Below are 18,659 nucleotides of genomic sequence, written 5' to 3' on the forward strand. Positions count from 1 at the left end.
CCTCCTCTCTTAGAATCCTCTTTCATTATCATTCAGCCCGTAAGCGGCAAAGAAGGTATCGCGGAAATCAAGTAATCGATCTTCCTTAATGGCTTCTCTAACTTCACGCATAAGCTGTAGTAGAAAGTGAAGGTTATGAATCGTCGTCAAGCGAATCCCGAATGTTTCATCTGCTTTGATGAGATGTCGAATATAGGCGCGACTGTAATTCGTACATGTATAACAAGAACATTTGGCATCAAGCGGGCCGAAGTCCGTTGCATATTTCGCATTACGAATAACTAGACGACCAGAGCTTGTCATACAAGTCCCGTTTCTAGCAATCCGCGTCGGTAATACACAATCAAACATATCAATGCCTCGGATAGCGCCTTCAATCAATGCGTCCGGCGAACCAACCCCCATCAAATAACGGGGCTTATTCGCAGGCATAAGTGGTGTTGTGTAATCTAGCACTTCATACATCAAGTGCTTAGGCTCACCTACACTCAGTCCACCAATAGCATACCCCGGGAAATCCATGGAAGTCAACTGCTCCGCGCTCAGCTTGCGTAGATCCTCATGCATGCCACCTTGGATGATCGCAAACAGGCCTTGATCCTGAGGTCTCGCATGACTTTGCAGACAGCGCTCCGCCCACCGCGTCGTACGCTCTAGGGATTTCTTCACGTATTCGTATTCCGCTGGAAACGGCKGACATTCGTCGAAGGCCATCATAATGTCAGAACCCAGTGCGTTCTGAATTTCCATCGCCTTCTCTGGAGATAGGAATAACTTATCACCATTCAAATGCGATTTGAATGTGACGCCTTCCTCTGTAATTTTACGCATATTGCTCAAGCTAAAAACTTGAAACCCACCACTGTCCGTTAGGATCGGTCGATCCCAATTCATGAACTTGTGCAACCCGCCAGCTTCTTTCACAATCTCATGTCCAGGACGAATGAATAAGTGGTAGGTGTTGCTTAAAATAATTTGAGCGTCCATCGTTTTCAATTCTTCCGGACTCATTGTTTTCACAGTTGCCTGTGTACCTACAGGCATGAACGCCGGCGTTTCGATAACGCCATGCGGGGTGTGAACGCGGCCTAAGCGAGCGCCGGATTGTTTACAGGTTTTAATCGATTCATATGTTACTGCTGCTGTCATGATATCCACTTCCTATTCTAAGCTTGCTTTTCTTGTTCAATCGGATGATTTAATAAATCAACATGGCGTCGCCGAAGCTGAAAAATCGGTACTCTTCCTTCACAGCTTCTTCGTAGGCTCGCATCACATTGGCCTTACCAGCCAGTGCACTAATGAGCATAAGCAATGTTGACTTCGGCAGATGGAAATTCGTTAACAACGCATCTACGACACCAAACGTGTAGCCAGGATAAATAAAAATGGAAGTCCAGCCTTGGGAAGGCTGAATGAGTAAAGGTTGGCCTTCTTGGTAACCTGGCTGTTCGCGGCTTAATCCTGCTGCTGTCTCCAACGTTCGTGCAGATGTTGTACCAACTGCAATAACACGTTTCCCCGCTGATTTCGTCTCATTAATTAATGCAGCTGTTTCATCGGATAAAATGTAATATTCAGCATGCATCTGGTGATCTTCGATCTTATCCACAGACACAGGGCGGAAAGTGCCTAGACCTACGTGCAGCGTCACGAAGGCTAGTCGGACACCCTTGTCCTTCAGTCTCTCCAAATAATCAGCTGTAAAGTGCAAACCTGCCGTTGGCGCGGCAGATGATCCTTCGTGCTTCGCGTAGACGGTTTGATATCGCTCCCGCTCTGATAACTGCTCCTTGATATAAGGCGGAAGCGGCATCTCGCCTAATCGATCCAGGATTTCATTGAAAATCCCAGTGTACCGGAATTGCAGAATACGAGCTCCCATGTCGCCAACTTCAACGACTTCCGCAGTTAATAGAGGCTCGCCACCTTGGTCAGCCGCAGTGCCGAATACCGCAACAGAGCCGAGCTGCATGCGTTTCCCTGGCTTGACTAGTGCTTCCCAACGGTCTTCGCCGAGCGGCTTAAGCAGCAATAACTCCACTTTAGCGCCCGTGTCTTTCTTCATACCAAAAAGCCGCGCTGGAATGACTCGTGTATCATTCATCACGAGTAAATCCCCGGCTTCTACATAGGATATCAGATCTTCAAATGTGCGATGAGCGGTTTCGCCAGTTTCTTTGTTCAGTGTAAGCAATCTAGACGCCGTGCGTTCTAGCAGCGGCGTCTGGGCAATCAAAGATTCAGGTAATTCAAAATCGAATGCTTGTACTTCCATGTTAGTTATTCATTCCTTCGTTATGTTGACCCCAGTAAAGTACGTCTGAAGTATTTTTTTGTAATCGTAGCCCTTCTCTGCAAAGCCTTTTGCACCCCATTGCGACATGCCTACGCCATGACCAAAACCTTTTCCACGGAAAATAATTTGGTTTCCTTGAAAGGCAGTTGACCCCTTAGATGGGATGCTGGATGTAGACGTAGATGACACTGTTCCTGTCAACACGGGCTTACTAATGCCCGTACTGCTTAGCGTCATTAAATCCGTTTTCTTCACAGCTGTTGGCTGCGTTTGCTTCCCGGATAACACATAGACGCTGTCGGATGGTGAACTGCTCGAAACCACACCTGAGCCGCTCAAGATCGCAATGCTGGTACCGTTTGAAACAGATGGGCTAGTACCAGTATAACTGCCTGCTCCTTCTATTTCAAACAGCGTACTCGGTAAACCACCCAGTACCGCCCGAATGGCGTCTGGATTGTCCACCTTCACGACAACTCCGTTCGCCTTCAGCTCGATTGCTCGGCCAGACGGGCCTCTATTGGAAACTTCCAGAGAAGTTAATTCACCATTGATAGGAATCTTAGCAGCTTCAAGCTTACTCTTGATTTCACTTAAGCTATAAGGACCTCTTATCCAAGAGTAAGCATTCGATTCTCTCTCTTGACCAAGGATGACAACTTTTTCTTTGGTTGCCAGCTTAGCTATGGCAGGATTCGCGACATTATCCACATAAGGTGCTACCCGTACGTTAACATCTGCCTCTGTAGCTTCGTAAATAGCTTTACCTGCCTTGTCCTTCTGTCCACTATCCTTCACATACATGCTATGTACAAAACCGATTCTGCCGTCTGTCAGTTGAATCTGATACCAAATGGCTTTGCCTTGTTCAGCCCCTTCATCCGGGCTAGCAACGCTTCGCAAATAATCAACCGAATTGCCCCAAGCCTCCGTAGAATCTGCTGTTATCCCCCCCGCATTAGAAGCAAATACAGGTGAGATCAAGCCGCGCTTGTTCGAAATTACTTCATCTTTCGTTGCATCCACCGCTAGATTGCCAGCAGTAAATTCCTTATCTATGCCATAGTAGGCCTGTTCAAGCGTTGTATCCGTTACTTGTGCAATCTCGTACTTGTTTCCTTGAACGATCGCATACGTGCGTGCAGCTACAGCTTGAGCCTTCAACGCTTCTGCTGGCCATTGTGAATTAAGCTCTGCACCAATAACGCCATATAAATATTGTTCCATAGGAACTTCATTGACCAATGCTAATCGATCGTGATACGTGCTAATCTCCATGTCGCCACGGAAACTTCGGTCCATGCGTTCTTTCACAGCGATTCCCTGTTTCTTAGGATGAATCACTGTTTTCTGCTCACCAACAGCAGTCACATAATGAGCCACAGCAGCTGCGGGATTGCTTGAGGTGGTTACATCCGATCTGCGGATCAAATAGGCTGCCTTCGTGTTCGCTGGTTGAAGAGGCGTATTCGGTGCAGCTTTCAATGCAGCTTGCTTTACTAGCTCAAGCTTGGCATCCGTTGCCTCGCTCCCTAACCAAACACTATAGCCCACTTTGCCGGCCCCATCCGCCTGTAAAACGAGCTCAGCTGCAACACCAGCCCCCGTGTACACGGCGATTTGCTGCTGTGCTGCGGCCTCTGATGCATACGTCCCCGCACTCCAATGGAGCGGACCACTGACAGGTGCTGCCGATTTCGTTAGAGCAGCAACCGTAGGGTCCTTCAATGCCCCAGCTGCTGCATTTTCGGCTTCAGCCTGCGTGGGCAGATTCCCGTAATACACTTGATACACTATTTTACCAAGCTTGGAACGACTTAACACGAAGCTCTCCTCTGCCATAGCAGCCAGTTTGCCGTTCAAGGTCCTAGCCGTAGTGAAGTCTGACGTTTCCAGCATCATCACACTAAACTGATCTAATGACATCCGAATCGTTGTATCCGAAATGGAAGCCCATGGCTTCGCCTCCGAATTCGCTGAGCTCCGCACGCCAATATCAAATCCACCTGGCGATGAGAGTGAAACTAGCGGTTCTATCTTCTTATATTTGGCAGCATTAATGACAAGGGCAACACGAATCTGATCCAAATGCTTAATCCCATCGGCATTCACTTCGGATCCTCCATATAAAGTGGCTGTAAACGTTAGTGCTGCTGCCGTTATGATGGCAATTCGCTTTGGGTTAACTAGCTGATGTCTTCCAAACATAAAGGTATCGTATCCTTTCTTACGCTATCATCTAGTAATGTAGACTCTAGCAAGAGACAGAAGTTTTGTTTATTCGCTGAAAAAAGACAAAAAAAGCTCTTGCCCGCCCTTCCAGCAGCGGCAAAAGCTTACAATTGTCATTTCATGTTGGCTGATCTTTAACTGATTTAGCGTTGCTCCGGTACGGGTAACCCGAGGTGGCGGTACGCTTGCGGCGTTACGGTCCGTCCTCTAGGCGTGCGCTGCATAAAACCAATTTGAAGCAAATACGGCTCATAGACATCTTCAATGGTTTGGCTTTCCTCACCAATGGTTGCTGCGATCGTTTCAACCCCCACAGGACCCCCTTGGAAGCTCTGAATAATTGCGCGCAGCATCTTATGGTCAATTTCATCCAATCCCAGATCATCCACTTGCAGGAGTCTTAGCGACTCCTTAGCAAGCTCCATGGTGATGATGCCGTCGCCTCTCACCTGTGCAAAATCGCGCACCCGCTTCAACAATCGGTTCGCGATACGCGGAGTCCCGCGCGAGCGCATGCCGATCTCGCGCGCAGCATCACCAACGATGCCGACCTGCAAGATGTCGGCTGTCCGGCTGACGATGTAGCTGAGCTCATCGACCGTGTAGAACTCTAACCGACTTACGACCCCAAATCGGTCGCGAAGAGGCGCAGAGAGCAGCCCAACGCGTGTCGTGGCGCCTATCAAGGTAAATGGCGGCAAGTCGAGACGCACAGATCGTGCGCTAGGCCCCTTGCCGATGATAATATCAAGGGCAAAATCCTCCATCGCTGGGTACAGCACCTCTTCCACCGTCCGGTGGAGTCGGTGGATCTCATCGATGAAGAGCACATCCCCCTCCTGCAAATTCGTCAGGATGGCAGCAAGATCTCCGGGCCGCTCGATGGCAGGCCCGGAGGTTGTACGAATATTCACGCCAAGCTCATTGGCGATAATGTTGGAGAGCGTTGTTTTGCCGAGTCCAGGCGGCCCGTACAGAAGTACATGATCCAGGGCTTCTTTCCTCATTTTCGCAGCTTCAATATAGATCTTGAGGTTCTCCTTCGCCTGCTTCTGGCCGATATATTCAGCCAAAAAACGCGGACGCAGACTATACTCGACCACATTGTCTTCCATCATAAAATTAGCCGATATGATCCGCTCATTGTCCATGGTGCCCCTCCTTCCTTTGCACGTTCAGTTGCTTACATGGTGAATAAAGCTTGCAAAGCAAGCTTCACCAGCACATCAACTGAATCCGATGGCCCTGCTTTAGGCTTCACTTGCAGCCATGCACGATCGACTTCCGCTTCGGTATAGCCAAGTGTCATCAAGGCTTCCTTCGCTTCGCTCCAAGGCAGCCCGCCTTCTGTTAATTGTGCCGATCCGACAACACTTAATGCGACAGCAGCCTCCGGACTAGAGAAGCTCACAGAGCCTAGCTTATCTTTCAAGTCTAGAATAATCCGTTGAGCTGTTTTCTTCCCGATACCAGGAAGCTTTGTCAGAAACGCCAAATTTTCTTGACTTATCGCTAGTATGACCGCTTCAKGTCTTCCACCTGCTGCCAGAATGCCGAGTGCTACTTTGGGACCAATCCCACTAACATCCAGCAATAAGCGGAATAAGGACTGCTCATCCCGCGTAATAAAGCCAAACAGAAGATGAGCATCTTCCCTTACATGATAATGAATGAACATCGTGACATCTTCATTCTCTTTATGCGAAAGCGCATAAGGGTTCGGGCAAAAAACACGATAGCCCACACCATTCACATCGAGAACCGCATAATCACTTTCACGCAGAGCTACTTTACCTCGTAAGAAATCTATCATCGTTTGACCTCGTTTATTCTAGATTGAAGTGCGGAGGAATGTGCATGACAAATAGCGATAGCGAGCGCGTCAGCAACATCGTCTGGCTTCGGTATTTGGGACAACTTCAACAAAATCTTAACCATTTCCTGCACTTGCTTCTTCTCTGCATTCCCGTAACCTACCACGGCTTGCTTGACTTGAAGTGGTGTATATTCAGCAACCGGCAGCCCAGCTTGCACGCCCGCAAGGATCATTACACCCCGCGCCTGGCCTACGGTGAATGCCGTTGTTACATTTCGATTGAAAAATAGTTTCTCAATGGACATCACATCTGGTTTATATTTCTCTATCAATTGTACTGTAGCGTCATAGACATCCTTCAATCGGATACCTGGATCCGTGTGTGCTTCCGTTTGAATCGAACCATATTGTACCGGAACTAGTTTACTGCCGATTTTATCAATAAAGCCAAACCCTACGATCGCGATCCCTGGATCAATCCCTAGAATACGCAAAGTATTTCTCTCCCATCCGAAATAAACGGCTACGCCTTCCTCCTGGGACGGGAGCGTTTATGGTGAAATATAGCTAACTTATAATGTGAAACATATAAATGCTTATATTTTAAAAAAGCGAACATATGTAGTCATTTCCATTATAGCAGATAACAAAAAAAAGAGATAGACTCGGGAAATCCCGAAACTATCTCTTGAGCTTTATCTATGGTATTGTTTGAACTAAGGACGTGACATTGCACCTTCCGTAACTTCTATGGCATAATCGCTGAACGTTGATAATACGCTATTATACTCCTCTATATCCGTTACTCGAATTCCATCGTGGAGTTGTGCCACCGTATCTCTTGGTAAACTGCTTTCTAACTGCTGAATATTGAGTTGGAAAAAGGTGCGTATAATGTGATTGTTTGCAGGAGTTCCATTGAATAACGACAAATTACTGCTGCCGTCTATTCCGAATACTGCTTTTTCTTTGCAGTCTGGAGATAAATCTTCAATGTTTTCCGTAAAAACAACCTCGCCTGTCCCTTGAATGCTTAACTGCCAACTCGGATGTTGTCTCTGCAGTGAAAGTAGTTCTTGTGATGTGTGCGAACCCAACTGACTGCGTTCTTCACCACAGACATAGGACTTGAGCAAATAGCTTTCTCTGCGATCGGAAATGGCTTGCAACAATTTCGTTGCTTCCTGAAGACGTTCATCTTCTTCTGGTGTTAGACCAGTGATCGTCGCGCGAGTGGCAATTTTCGAGTTGTAGGGGGCATTATCACCAAATACGGACCAGGTAACCATAACAACCAGAACGAATATCCCTAAGGTCAACCAACTTCGCTTCCAGCGTAGTCTCTTCTTCAATTGCTTCAAGAACCGATGTACAATCACGTTATCCCCTTCTTCTTGTTTTTTCGTATTGTATCCATTTGCAGGAAGCACTATACATCATTTACCATAGAAGAGAATCAAACCAATCAAGACGGATGGTGAATTTACCATGAACGGAAGAAAACCAATTAAACGCACAACTCTCCTCATTATCGGCGTCGTTATATTGTGGGGAAGTGTAGCTTTATGGAACGAAATCCATAAAATTGGACCAGGCAACTCGAATACGAATACAACCTCTGTCACCCAATCAAATCCGAGTCCCCATAGCTAGCAGAGAGACTTTGACTTCGTCAAAGATCCCTATAAAATGTCACGAAACTTACATGATTTCGGTAACAATTGGTTATAATCGGACTCTCGTTCTCATTTGAATTTGACTGTAGCCACAGAAATGATATAGTCAAAGATAGATAAAACTCTCATAGGCATACAGGAATGACGATATATATGATATAAGCAAATGAGACTGGTCTACACCTTTTTTCTAAACGACAACTCTAAGGAGGGAAACATCATGAATGTGGCAGAACTTCAATTAATTCAATTATCCAGACGAGGCGATCGCAACGCTTTCGTGGAGTTAGTCGAGCTCTATCGTAGCAAAATACAAAAGCTTGCGTTTAAGATGCTGCATAACCGTCCTGATTCTGAGGATATTGTGCAAGAAACCTTTATCCGCGTCTATTTGAATTTAAACCACTTTGATGAAAGCCAGAATTTCTCAACCTGGATTTATCGGATCGGAAAAAATGTTGCCATCGATTTGCTACGCAAAAAAAGGCCCGTTCAATCCCTTGATGCGGAGCTCAATGATTTTGATGATGATTACAGCTACTACAGTAAGCTTGCCAGTCAAGATCAATCGCCGGAACATGCCGTGCTTCAAACCGAAATTCAAGAGCATATGCACGCATCCATCAACAAATTAGCAGACAAATATAAAGGTATTATTACGCTGTACTATCTAGAGGAGCTTTCTCTTCAAGAAATTAGCGAGCGTCTGAACCTGCCGATTACGACTGTGAAAACTCGTTTACACCGGGGACGTGAGCTTCTTCGCAAAAAATGGGGAATGAATTTCGTTATTGGTTTAATGACCTTCTTCACATTGGGCATGATCGCTTAATTGACATGCAGAATAGCAATAAGCCTCAAACCACGATATAAATCGTGATTTGAGGCTTATTTTTTTGAAACTTAGAAATTAATCCACGGACCCGGTTTGCTCGATTCCCGCTTCTCTATACCCCGTTCTTGTTGCTGTAAGAACGCACTCAACGCTGAGGCTCCTGATAATTTTACTTTTCGTGTTGTGCGGCTTCCACTTGTTTTGGGTTTAACTGATTTTTGCTTATCGCGAATGTCAATGTCAATTTCCGCTTGCGTATCTGTAACCTGCTTTAGTTCATGGGTATGAACTTGCGGCAACAAAGATGATTCTTCATAAGGAGCGTGGTGGCCTGCACCCACATAAGGAATACCATAAGGATCATGTTGGAACGCATATTGTTGCGCCATAAGATGATCATACGGCATTGGAGGTGGATAAAAGGCAGGCATTACCGGCATCTCCTGTGACGCATTGTCCCAAGGGTTCCCCATAGGAACATTCCCGTAATGAGCTGGATAGTTCATCCAAGGGTGTTCATTCATAGAAGGTCCGCCACACCCACATCCCTCATCGACTGAAGTGACTGGAGCTACCATCGTCGGAAGCTGCTCACACGGCTCCTCCTGATACGGAGGATACGAAKGATACGGAGGATACTCTGGAAGCGTCATTGCCTCATGGTGCTGCTCGGGGTAAGCAAAAACTTCTGTGGCTGTAATATGAAATTGTTGGAACGGATGTACCGCTTGCCCATAGGGTTGATGGAGTTCATGATCTTCCATGACGGGAGCTGGAATAACCGGCGMTGGCGGCATTATTTGTGGCATGGCTGGAACCGTTTCCCCCGTAGATAACGGAGGTGCCTCAACGACAGGTTGTTGTGGGCTTGCGATAATTGGCTGTTGATAAGCTTCTGTTGGCGGCATTGGCTCAGTCATTGGCACGGGAGCAAACGGCTCTGTGCTAAGCTTTGATGGATTGTGGTGCGCGTGGTGCATGCCATGCTGATTACTATGCGTATGTCCCTGCTGCATTTTAGGGACAAAAACCACATCCCCCGTCATAAGTACATTTGGATTCTTAAGATGTGCATTCGCTTTAATCATTGCTTGCAGTGGTACATCCCACGCCTTTCCAAGCTTCCATAAACTGTCACCTTGCTGTACAACATGCTTATAGACATAATCAGATGCAGGTGGTTCAGCAGGTTTAACTGTAGATGGAATTTTCACTTTCATCCCAATCTCAATCTGATTTGGATCARCTATTTGCGGATTAAGTGCAATAATCTGGTCTAGGGTGGTGTTGTATTTTTTTGCGAGCTCGTACAGGGTATCGCCTTTTTTGACAATATGGATTTTCAAAACCCTACCTCCTTAAAGTTTTCTACAGAAAACTGGCTTGTAAGCATTTCCTTCGCGTTTCTCTTCCAATCGCCATAAACTTGGCCGCGTCAGCATCGCTTATTCACAATAATGATATTACAGTTTATGCACGTTCCTAGGCTTTTGCCCCTTTCGTACAAAAAAAATCCCTCGCGTCATAAACGCAAGGGATTTACCTTAGGATCCAATATACGGATAGCTTGGATAACAGCCCAAAATTCGAACCTGACATCCAATGGCTTCGATCTCTTGTATAGCTGAACGCAGAAGAACTGAGTCCATCGTACCCGCAATATCGATATAGAAATAATAAATGCCAAGCTTCTTCTTCGTCGGTTTCGATTCAATCTTGGAAAGATTAATTCTCCGCCAAGCGAAAGCGGATAGAACTTGGTGCAAAGCACCTGGATAATCCTCTGGTAGTGTAACCAGAATCGTCGTCTTCATATCCTCAGACGGCATCAACTCCGACGCTTCTTTACCAACAAGCAAGAAGCGAGTCATATTATCCTTGTGATCTTGAATCTCACGTTGCAGCATCGGCACACCATAGTTCATTGAGGCAATGGCCGTTCCAATCGCAGCGACTGTCGGGTCCTGAAGCGTAGACACGATGCGTACACCCTCAGCCGTAGAGCTTACTTGCTCAAACTCGGCCTCACGCAAATATTGCTTCATAAATTGATTGCATTGAGCAGGTACAACTTGATGAGAAAGTACCTTGCGAATGTGACGATAGGGATTCAAACCGTCAACTTCTGCATCGGGATTTGGGTAACCAATGAGATTCATATCGATCGGAAATACCCATTCTGCTCGAATCGGAAGATCAACTTCATGAACGAGCCAATCCACGTGGAGATGCACAGAGCCTTCTAGCGTATTCTCAATGGGTATCACACTTAAATCGGTTTCACCCGATGCCGTTGCATTGAAAACCTCAGAGATCAGCTTGTACGAGACATATGTAAACTTCTCACCTAGAAAGTGACGTGTAGCTTCTTCCGAGAACGTACTGGGGCCAAGAATTGCAACTCGCTTCATGCCAACACCTCATTTTCCACTAAAGATAGAAGACTCTCATCTCCGCTTTGAAGGGCTGTTGTCGTCACACCTTCTTCGCTCGGCTTCAGCCATAGAAGCTGGGCTTCAATGCCTTCTTTCGCCAACGTGTCGCGAAGGAACGCCTCTAGCTCTGTCTTTTTCTCACTACGTGCGTCGACCAGTGCTAACATGGTTGGACCTGCTCCGCTCAAAGCAACACCAAGCGCGCCATGATCCTCACATTCATTCAATAGTGTCTTCATACCAGGGATAAGCGCCGCGCGATAGGGCTGATGCAATCTGTCCTTCATCGCAAGACGAATCATCTCCAAGTTTCCCGTGCTTAAGGCAGCAACCAGTAACGAGGAGTGACTAAGATTGAACACGGCATCCTTCATCGATACATGCTGTGGCATAACGCCTCTCGCCTTTTCCGTGGATAACTGGAAAGCTGGTATCGCCACCAGCACTTCCAAGTTGTGATCAGGCTCAATACGTATCGACTCTGCCCTTGATTCGTCCCAGAAGGCAACGACAATTCCGCCATATAGGCTTGCGCCGACATTGTCAGGGTGCTTCTCCAGACGCGAAGCGATTTGGAACAGCTCATAGGTTGAGAATCGATTCCCAATAAGTGCGTTTGCTCCTGCAAGCGCCCCTACGATTGCCGAAGCACTGCTTCCTAAACCTCGTGTAAGTGGAATTTCGCTATACATAGAAATCTCAAGCTCTGGATGCGAAACGCCAGCTTTATCAAACACCATTTGAGCTACTTTATAGATTAAATTCGATTTATCCGTAGGAATTCCACTCATCTGATCGCCGATCAATTGAATTCTTGTCTGATCAGAGATCGCCATATCAATCCAAGCATATAAGTTCAAGGCCATCCCCAAGGAGTCAAAGCCGGGACCTAGATTCGCAGTGCTTGCCGGTACTTTCACCCTTACCTTTTGTTCTGTCTTGTAGCTCATTTCGAAATTGCGCCTCTCTTCACTCAAAATAAACGGCTACGCCGTCCTTCGGGGACGGGAGCGTTTTATGGAGAAATATAGCTCTAATAATTATGTGAAACATATAAATTCCTATATTTTAAAATAAACGTCGAACGCACTCCTCCTAGGACGAGTGCGTTACCGATTTCTAGCCTTCTACACGATATACGCTCTTAATCGCATGGATAACATCCATGGATTCGAATTGATTCAATACATTTTTCATGCTCGCTTGATTGGCATCATGTGTAATAATGATGATTTCTGCTTTCGGGTTCGATTTATTCGGATGTTGGAAGACCGATTCCAAGCTAACCTCATGCTCTGCGAAAATTTGTGTAATTTGGGCAAGTACGCCTGCTTTGTCTTCAACATGAAGTAAGATGAAGTTTTTGGAAGCGATTTGTTCGTCCGTTTTAAGCTTCTTCTCTTTGTAAGGAGCCTGTACCGTACGTCCATTAATACCTAATTTCAAATTGCGTACAACAGCCACTAGGTCAGCTACAACGGATGTTGCTGTTGGAAGTTCACCTGCACCCGCACCGTAGAACATCGTTTCACCAACTGCTTCACCAGTCACATAAACGGCATTGAAAACACCATTTACGGAAGCTAGTGGATGCGAGCTTTTGACCATAGTCGGTTGAACACTGACCGAGATATGACCATCATGATTCTCAGCAATACCAAGCAATTTTACTTCATACCCTAACTTTTTACCGTACTGGATATCTTCCTTCGTTACCTTGGAAATACCTTTAGCTTCCACATCGCTCAATGCGATATTGGCATGAAAACCAAGCGTTGATAAGATTGTCATTTTGCGAGCAGCATCTAAGCCCTCAACATCTGAAGTTGGGTCTGCTTCTGCATAGCCCAATTCCTGTGCCTCTTTCAAGACATCGGCATATGCTGCGCCTTCTTGACTCATTTTAGTTAAAATGTAGTTCGTCGTGCCGTTCACAATCCCCATAATCTTCGTGATGCGATCGGAGGAGAAGCCTTCAACAAGTGCACGAATGATTGGAATCCCGCCTGCAACACTCGCCTCATAAAAAACATCACAGTTATTTTCAGCGGCTTTGGCCAAAATTTCAGCCCCATGCATCGCCATTAGATCCTTATTGGCTGTAATGATATGTTTGCCGTTCCCCAGTGCTGTTAGAATGTGGGCTTTCGTTGCTTCAACGCCACCCATTACTTCAACAACGATATCGATCTCACTATCGCCAATGACGTCCCAGACGTTCTCTGTAAGCTTATCTGCATCAACAGAAATGTTACGATGTTTGGATTTATCTTGTACAAGAATTTTTGCAATTTCAATAGCTGAACCTGTTTGACGTTGCAAATCTTCTTGATGCCCTTCAACAATACGTACGACACCTGTTCCTACAGTACCTAATCCTAGTAAACCAACCTTGATGGGTTTCATTTCATTACCTCCTGAATTGTATGCTAATCAAATCTTAACTTCCTTGACCGATGACCATGGCACGCTTGACTCCGTCTTGCGCCCCTAGGCGATCCACAATTTCCCGGATCTCCTCGCCCATGGAAGAAATCTCTAAGGATATAACGACATTCGCCATACCTTGTAATGGAATCGTTTGGTGGATAGTCAGTACATTGCCATCCAAATTAGCGATGAGTGCGAGTACGCGGGACAATATCCCAGACCTATGCTCCAAATCCATCGAAATCGTAATGATGCGTTCGCGCTCTAGCTTGCTAAGTGGATGAATACCATCTTTATACTTATAGAAGGCGCTTCTGCTCAGCCCAACTTGTTCGACGGCGTCGTGAATCGTCTTCACTTCACCCCGTGCAAGCAACTCCTTGGCCTGCGCTGTCTTCAGAACACCTTCTGGAAGAATGTCTTCACGGACTAAGTAGTACCTCTCAGGTCCGATGTGCTTCATGGTTGGAAGAAACTCTTTGCTCTCCGGCACCTAACTACCGTCCTCTCCAAAAAGACTAATGTTTCCCTATAGAGGACATTATATCGAAACATGCCTTGTGAAGCAATAGGCAAAATGCATCCAAGCATTCGCCTTTGCAGCCCCTTCCTTTTCTATGATAAGCTGAAACGGAACTAACGAAGGGAGGGGATCTCTCCATGATTACATTACGAATGATGTCTACCGCACTTTTATGGAACAAGCATGACGAGCTCCTCATGATGAAACGCGCGTTAAACCGCACCCTCTCTCCCGGCTTATGGGCGGCAATTGGGGGTCATCTCGAACCGCATGAAATTAGCCAACCAAGAACGGCTTGCTTTCGTGAAGTTTGGGAAGAAACCGGCATTGAGCAAGACGAGATTCAAGATTTACATCTGCAATATGTCTTACTTCGGCTCAATGGCCAAGAAATACGCCAACAGTTTTTCTATGTCGGTAAAACAGATGTGAATCCACGAATCGTTACATCGGAAGGTGATCTGCATTGGATTCACAAAACAGCTGTCCTAGATCGTCCGATGCCCTATATTTTCCGCTGCTTACTCGAACATTATTTCAGCGTAGGCCGGACTTCCCATCCGTGGATAGGCTCTGCAGGGATTCAATTAGGGACAGATACACCTACGATTCATTGGAACCCCTTATTGGACCCGATGCAAATTTAGTCCAACCCCCGACTTGGAAAAGAGCAGACAACGATTTCTCGTTGCCTGCTCTTTTTGTAGCATTCTTATAACGCACTGCCTCCGAATAGGAAGCGATATTCCCAATGCCGATTCGCGATTGAATCAATTCGCACGCCGCCACTTTCTTTGGAATACGTCGAAAGGATTTGACCATCGCCTAAATAAATAGCCACATGGGTAATCGTTTGTGTAGACTTATTAATTCCTGCATAGTTGGATTGCGCTGTTCCTTTATAAGACATAAAGAACATGAGATCGCCAACTTTGAGGTTATGCCAATCCGTTACATTGTGTCCGAGCGATTTCACATACGCACCTTGACCTCTTGAATCAGACGGTAATTTCAATCCAATTCCGTCCAAAAATGCCTGACGTACAAAATCGGAACAATCAAACGTTGCGGTGCTATCACGACTGGACCCATATTCATATGGCGTTCCTATGTATTTCTTACCTGCTGCTATTACCTTTTGAATCTTTTCGCTTGTTGTCCCACCACCTGTGTTCGTACCAGGAGACGTGCTTGTACCTGATGTTGATATGTAGGTAGGACTTGTGCTTATGTATCCTTCACGACCATCTGATGCCTTGATTTTATACCAATACGCATTTACTTTCTGCAGGATTTGAACGGTTTCTCCTGTCTTCAGATAACGGATTCGCGTTGCATTCTCATTAGCCGCGGTGCGGAAGCTCACGCTTGCGACGATACGTCCTGTCCCTGTTGCAGGTGACGTTGTTTGATCGTTTGCTTTTATGTACTTCGAACTCGTCGAGACATAACCGATCTGACCGTTCGTCACTTGAACTCTATACCAGTAAGCATTCACTTTCTCAATAATGGAGACTGGCTCTCCAGCTTTTAAATACCGAATACGTGGTGAATTCTCGTCTGGACTTTGGCGGAAGCTCACACTGCTAACGACTTCACCAGTAGTTGCAGCAGAAGCTGCTTTAGGGAATGGGACTGTAACAGCACCAAATAGTAATGATGGGATAAGAGCAAAAGCAAGTAGTTGTTTCTTCATGAAGTAGGCCTCCTAGCGTTTTGTACTTACGAATCCTGATGACACTAGTAAATGGTAACATATCCATTGATTAAGTTTTAGCTGTAACATCTACCAATTTGCCTACCCCCATAAAAAAAGCCCCCCATTTGCTGTCTACTCACAGCTTTTTGGAAGGCCTTTAACCTATTTTCGAAGAGGAATCATCACTGTCGGCAAGATCTTGCAATTTCAAATACTGACTCTGATCAATCCAGCGCTGCATGATTTTATGCGCTTCTTTCCGCTGTAGTAGAGCTTCGGCAAGCTGAAAGCCCTCTTCGTAGCTATCTACCTTATCAAACCATTTCAATCTTAACCCTGTATTGAAAATGACGTGATCACGTTCACGTTTGACCTCTGTTCCATCCTCGCCTGTAATAATGCGTTTCACCATGGAAATCTGATCTTCTTTCGCCAGATGAGGTAGAGGTGTACTCGTAAAGCCAAATTTCTGCGGCTCAACACTACGGGACTCATCTCCCCAGGGGGTCACGATCCGGATCGTGCTATTCTCATAAAGGGGTAAATCCTCTGAGCCATCAATGCCGCTTATAATATACGCTTGTTGAAAACCCGAACGCATCGATATCGGAATCAGGGATTCCATTGCTTTGCGCTGTTGCACACCGATAATTAAGTTCGTCGACAGCACAGGATTTAATACTTTCTCTATCGTATCAATGACTGTTCGTATACCCAATTGTTCTCGCACCGGCTTCAACCGTCCAATTGGCGGACACAGTTGCTCTGTAGGTAGAAATCCGATGTGCAAATGAAACAACATGGATTGCCAAGCCTTCACAGAAAGTTGCAAGGTAACACCTAAGCCTTCTACGATCTCTTTCAGTGCAGTCCCTTGGCGAGACGGAAGCGCATCACCACCTTGCATCACCTGGGTGAATCCCACTGAAGCAAGCAGCAAGCTGACAGGCAACGTAACAGGGAATCGCTTTCTCCCTTCCGTAGGCCCGATTGAATTAAGCGAGTTAGGCTGAGTATGATAATTCAAGGAATAGCCGCGATAGACATCGATAAAGGCCATCAACTCTTCATCTGCTTCCCCTTTCATACATAGCGCMATTAGGAATGCTGCGCATTGCGCATCTGTTGAATCTCCTTTCGCCATTTCGCCAGCAGCTTCTACAGCTTCATCGTAGGTTAAATTCCGCATTCGCGTCTGATCCGCCCCCATCGCTTGAATCCATTTCTTCATCATACTCCCCCTTTCTTATGTTCATTTTATGTTATATTTACTTACATTATTTTTGTGATATATCTAAAATGGTAATGCTTTTAATAATACATGTCAAGTATCATGACATTAAATGGGTCAGAACAAAAAAAAGCACCCATCCCTTAGGGATAAGTGCTCTTGTATTATAAATTGTTTTCGTCAAACTCGAAGTCAAAGTCACCAATTTGAATCGTTTGTCCATGTACGGCGCCACGCTTACGCAACTCATCATCAATCCCCATGTTACGCAAAATACGAGCAAAACGCGCGATTCCATCTTGGGTCGTAAAATTCGTCCGCTTAATCAATTTCTCAATCGACGGGCTCTCAATAACGAATACATCATTATCACGACGAATCGTGAAGTCATTCTCTTCGCGTTTCTCAAAGCGATATACTTTACGCTCTTGTGTCTCAGCAACTCCCTCGACCTCTGGGGCATTCGGGATACTTTCCACGATGTCAGAAATCTTATAGAGCAACTCTTGAACGCCACCGCGCGTCAATGCCGAAATCGGATAAACGGCATAATCCTTGCCGTCAGCAGCCAACTGCTCTTTGAACAAGGCCAAGTTATCTTCCGACTCTGGCATATCCATTTTGTTGGCTACAACGATTTGAGGACGTTGCTCTAACTTCGCATTATAGAGCTTGATTTCTTCATTGATTTTGATGAAATCCTCATAAGGATCACGTCCGTCCGCAGCCGACATGTCCACGACATGTACAATGACTCGCGTCCGCTCTACGTGACGTAGAAACTCATGGCCCAAGCCTACACCTTCGTGAGCGCCTTCGATCAAACCTGGCAAATCTGCCATCACGAAGCTTCTGCCATCCCCAACGTCAACTACACCTAGGTTAGGGGTTAACGTTGTAAAGTGATACGCTGCAATCTTAGGCTTCGCGGCAGAAACGACAGACAATAAAGTTGATTTACCCACGCTCGGGAAACCTACAAGCCCTACGTCAGCCATTACTTTCATTTCTAAGATAACCCAACGTTCAACGCCTTCTTCACCGTTCTCCGCAATCTCAGGAGCTGTCACGCGAGCAGTTGCAAAGCGCGTATTCCCTCTTCCGCCTCGGCCACCCTTCGCAACAACGACTTCTTGCCCATGACGCGTTAAGTCAGCAATCACTTCTTGCGTGTCATCATCAATAATGGTTGTCCCAGGGGGAATACGAACGATCATATCCTCTGAGTTAGCTCCATGCATCGATTTGTTACGGCCTTTCTCGCCGCGTTCTGCTTTAAAGTGCTTCTGATAACGGAAATCCATCAATGTCCGTAGGCCTTCGTCTACGCGGAAAACAACATCACCACCGTTGCCTCCGTCACCGCCGGCAGGACCACCCTCCGGTACATACTTCTCCCGACGGAAAGCAACTAAACCGTCACCACCGTCTCCGCCTTTTACAAAAATCTTCGCCTTATCAACAAACATTTCTACACCTCAAC

At 46.1% G+C, this 18,659-nt stretch carries 17 protein-coding genes; 2 read left to right on the top strand and 15 right to left on the bottom strand.

Translation table 11 applies throughout. The features are described from left to right. Nucleotides 1–9: 9 nt before the first annotated feature. The 7 genes from tgt to AB4114_RS19535 form a co-directional block, all read right to left on the bottom strand. Nucleotides 10–1,149 (bottom strand): tRNA guanosine(34) transglycosylase Tgt, encoded by a 1,140-nt coding sequence (tgt, locus tag AB4114_RS19505; RefSeq protein ID WP_441989967.1) that lies wholly within the window; start codon nt 1,147–1,149, stop codon nt 10–12. Between the two features lie 49 nt (nt 1,150–1,198). Then, nucleotides 1,199–2,278, bottom strand: coding sequence for a tRNA preQ1(34) S-adenosylmethionine ribosyltransferase-isomerase QueA (queA, locus tag AB4114_RS19510; protein ID WP_441989968.1), 1,080 nt, complete (start codon nt 2,276–2,278; stop codon nt 1,199–1,201). A 9-nt stretch (nt 2,279–2,287) separates the two neighbouring features. Further along, on the bottom strand, nt 2,288–4,507 hold the full coding sequence (locus tag AB4114_RS19515) for a SpoIID/LytB domain-containing protein (protein ID WP_441989969.1): 2,220 nt from the start codon (nt 4,505–4,507) through the stop codon (nt 2,288–2,290). Nucleotides 4,508–4,674: 167 nt separating this feature from the next. Next, on the bottom strand, nt 4,675–5,682 hold the full coding sequence (gene ruvB, locus AB4114_RS19520) for a Holliday junction branch migration DNA helicase RuvB (protein ID WP_441989970.1): 1,008 nt from the start codon (nt 5,680–5,682) through the stop codon (nt 4,675–4,677). Between the two features lie 32 nt (nt 5,683–5,714). After that, nucleotides 5,715–6,344, bottom strand: coding sequence for a Holliday junction branch migration protein RuvA (ruvA, locus tag AB4114_RS19525; RefSeq protein WP_441989971.1), 630 nt, complete (start codon nt 6,342–6,344; stop codon nt 5,715–5,717). After that, nucleotides 6,341–6,841 carry a crossover junction endodeoxyribonuclease RuvC gene (ruvC, locus tag AB4114_RS19530; RefSeq protein WP_441989972.1) on the bottom strand — a complete coding sequence of 167 codons (501 nt, stop codon included), beginning with the start codon at nt 6,839–6,841 and terminating at the stop codon, nt 6,341–6,343. Before ruvC ends, ruvA begins: the two co-directional genes overlap by 4 nt. 222 nt (nt 6,842–7,063) lie before the next feature. Further along, nucleotides 7,064–7,726 carry a BofC C-terminal domain-containing protein gene (locus AB4114_RS19535; RefSeq protein WP_441989973.1) on the bottom strand — a complete coding sequence of 221 codons (663 nt, stop codon included), beginning with the start codon at nt 7,724–7,726 and terminating at the stop codon, nt 7,064–7,066. Between the two features lie 517 nt (nt 7,727–8,243). Here AB4114_RS19535 and sigW point away from each other — a divergent pair. After that, nucleotides 8,244–8,855, top strand: coding sequence for an RNA polymerase sigma factor SigW (gene sigW / locus AB4114_RS19540; protein WP_056610392.1), 612 nt, complete (start codon nt 8,244–8,246; stop codon nt 8,853–8,855). Between the two features lie 71 nt (nt 8,856–8,926). Here the strand turns inward: sigW and AB4114_RS19545 are convergent, their stop codons facing one another. From AB4114_RS19545 to AB4114_RS19565, 5 genes are all read right to left on the bottom strand, one after another. After that, nucleotides 8,927–10,204, bottom strand: coding sequence for a LysM peptidoglycan-binding domain-containing protein (locus AB4114_RS19545; protein ID WP_441989974.1), 1,278 nt, complete (start codon nt 10,202–10,204; stop codon nt 8,927–8,929). A gap of 198 nt (nt 10,205–10,402) precedes the next feature. After that, nucleotides 10,403–11,269, bottom strand: coding sequence for a prephenate dehydratase (gene pheA / locus AB4114_RS19550; protein WP_441989975.1), 867 nt, complete (start codon nt 11,267–11,269; stop codon nt 10,403–10,405). After that, nucleotides 11,266–12,243 (bottom strand): homoserine kinase, encoded by a 978-nt coding sequence (thrB, locus tag AB4114_RS19555; protein ID WP_441989976.1) that lies wholly within the window; start codon nt 12,241–12,243, stop codon nt 11,266–11,268. The genes pheA and thrB overlap by 4 nt, the downstream gene beginning before the upstream one ends. A 169-nt stretch (nt 12,244–12,412) precedes the next feature. Next, entirely contained in the window at nt 12,413–13,699 is a 1,287-nt protein-coding gene (locus tag AB4114_RS19560) for a homoserine dehydrogenase (protein WP_441989977.1), read from the bottom strand. A 34-nt stretch (nt 13,700–13,733) separates the two neighbouring features. Continuing rightward, on the bottom strand, nt 13,734–14,186 hold the full coding sequence (locus tag AB4114_RS19565) for an ACT domain-containing protein (protein WP_056610603.1): 453 nt from the start codon (nt 14,184–14,186) through the stop codon (nt 13,734–13,736). 197 nt (nt 14,187–14,383) lie between these two features. Here AB4114_RS19565 and AB4114_RS19570 point away from each other — a divergent pair, with 197 nt between their 5' ends. Beyond that, nucleotides 14,384–14,893: an NUDIX domain-containing protein gene (locus AB4114_RS19570; protein WP_441989978.1), complete on the top strand. Its 510-nt coding sequence runs from the start codon at nt 14,384–14,386 to the stop codon at nt 14,891–14,893. A 65-nt stretch (nt 14,894–14,958) separates the two neighbouring features. Here AB4114_RS19570 and AB4114_RS19575 read toward each other — a convergent pair whose 3' ends face one another. The 3 genes from AB4114_RS19575 to obgE form a co-directional block, all read right to left on the bottom strand. Continuing rightward, entirely contained in the window at nt 14,959–15,942 is a 984-nt protein-coding gene (locus AB4114_RS19575; RefSeq protein WP_441989979.1) for a C40 family peptidase, read from the bottom strand. Nucleotides 15,943–16,102: 160 nt separating this feature from the next. Continuing rightward, nucleotides 16,103–17,179, bottom strand: coding sequence for an anthranilate phosphoribosyltransferase (locus tag AB4114_RS19580; RefSeq protein ID WP_441989980.1), 1,077 nt, complete (start codon nt 17,177–17,179; stop codon nt 16,103–16,105). 161 nt (nt 17,180–17,340) lie between these two features. Then, nucleotides 17,341–18,645, bottom strand: coding sequence for a GTPase ObgE (gene obgE, locus AB4114_RS19585; protein WP_441989981.1), 1,305 nt, complete (start codon nt 18,643–18,645; stop codon nt 17,341–17,343). Between the last annotated feature and the right edge of the window lie 14 nt (nt 18,646–18,659).

The organism is Paenibacillus sp. 2RAB27, assembly GCF_052115445.1.
Taxonomy (GTDB): Bacteria; Bacillota; Bacilli; order Paenibacillales; family NBRC-103111; genus Paenibacillus_E.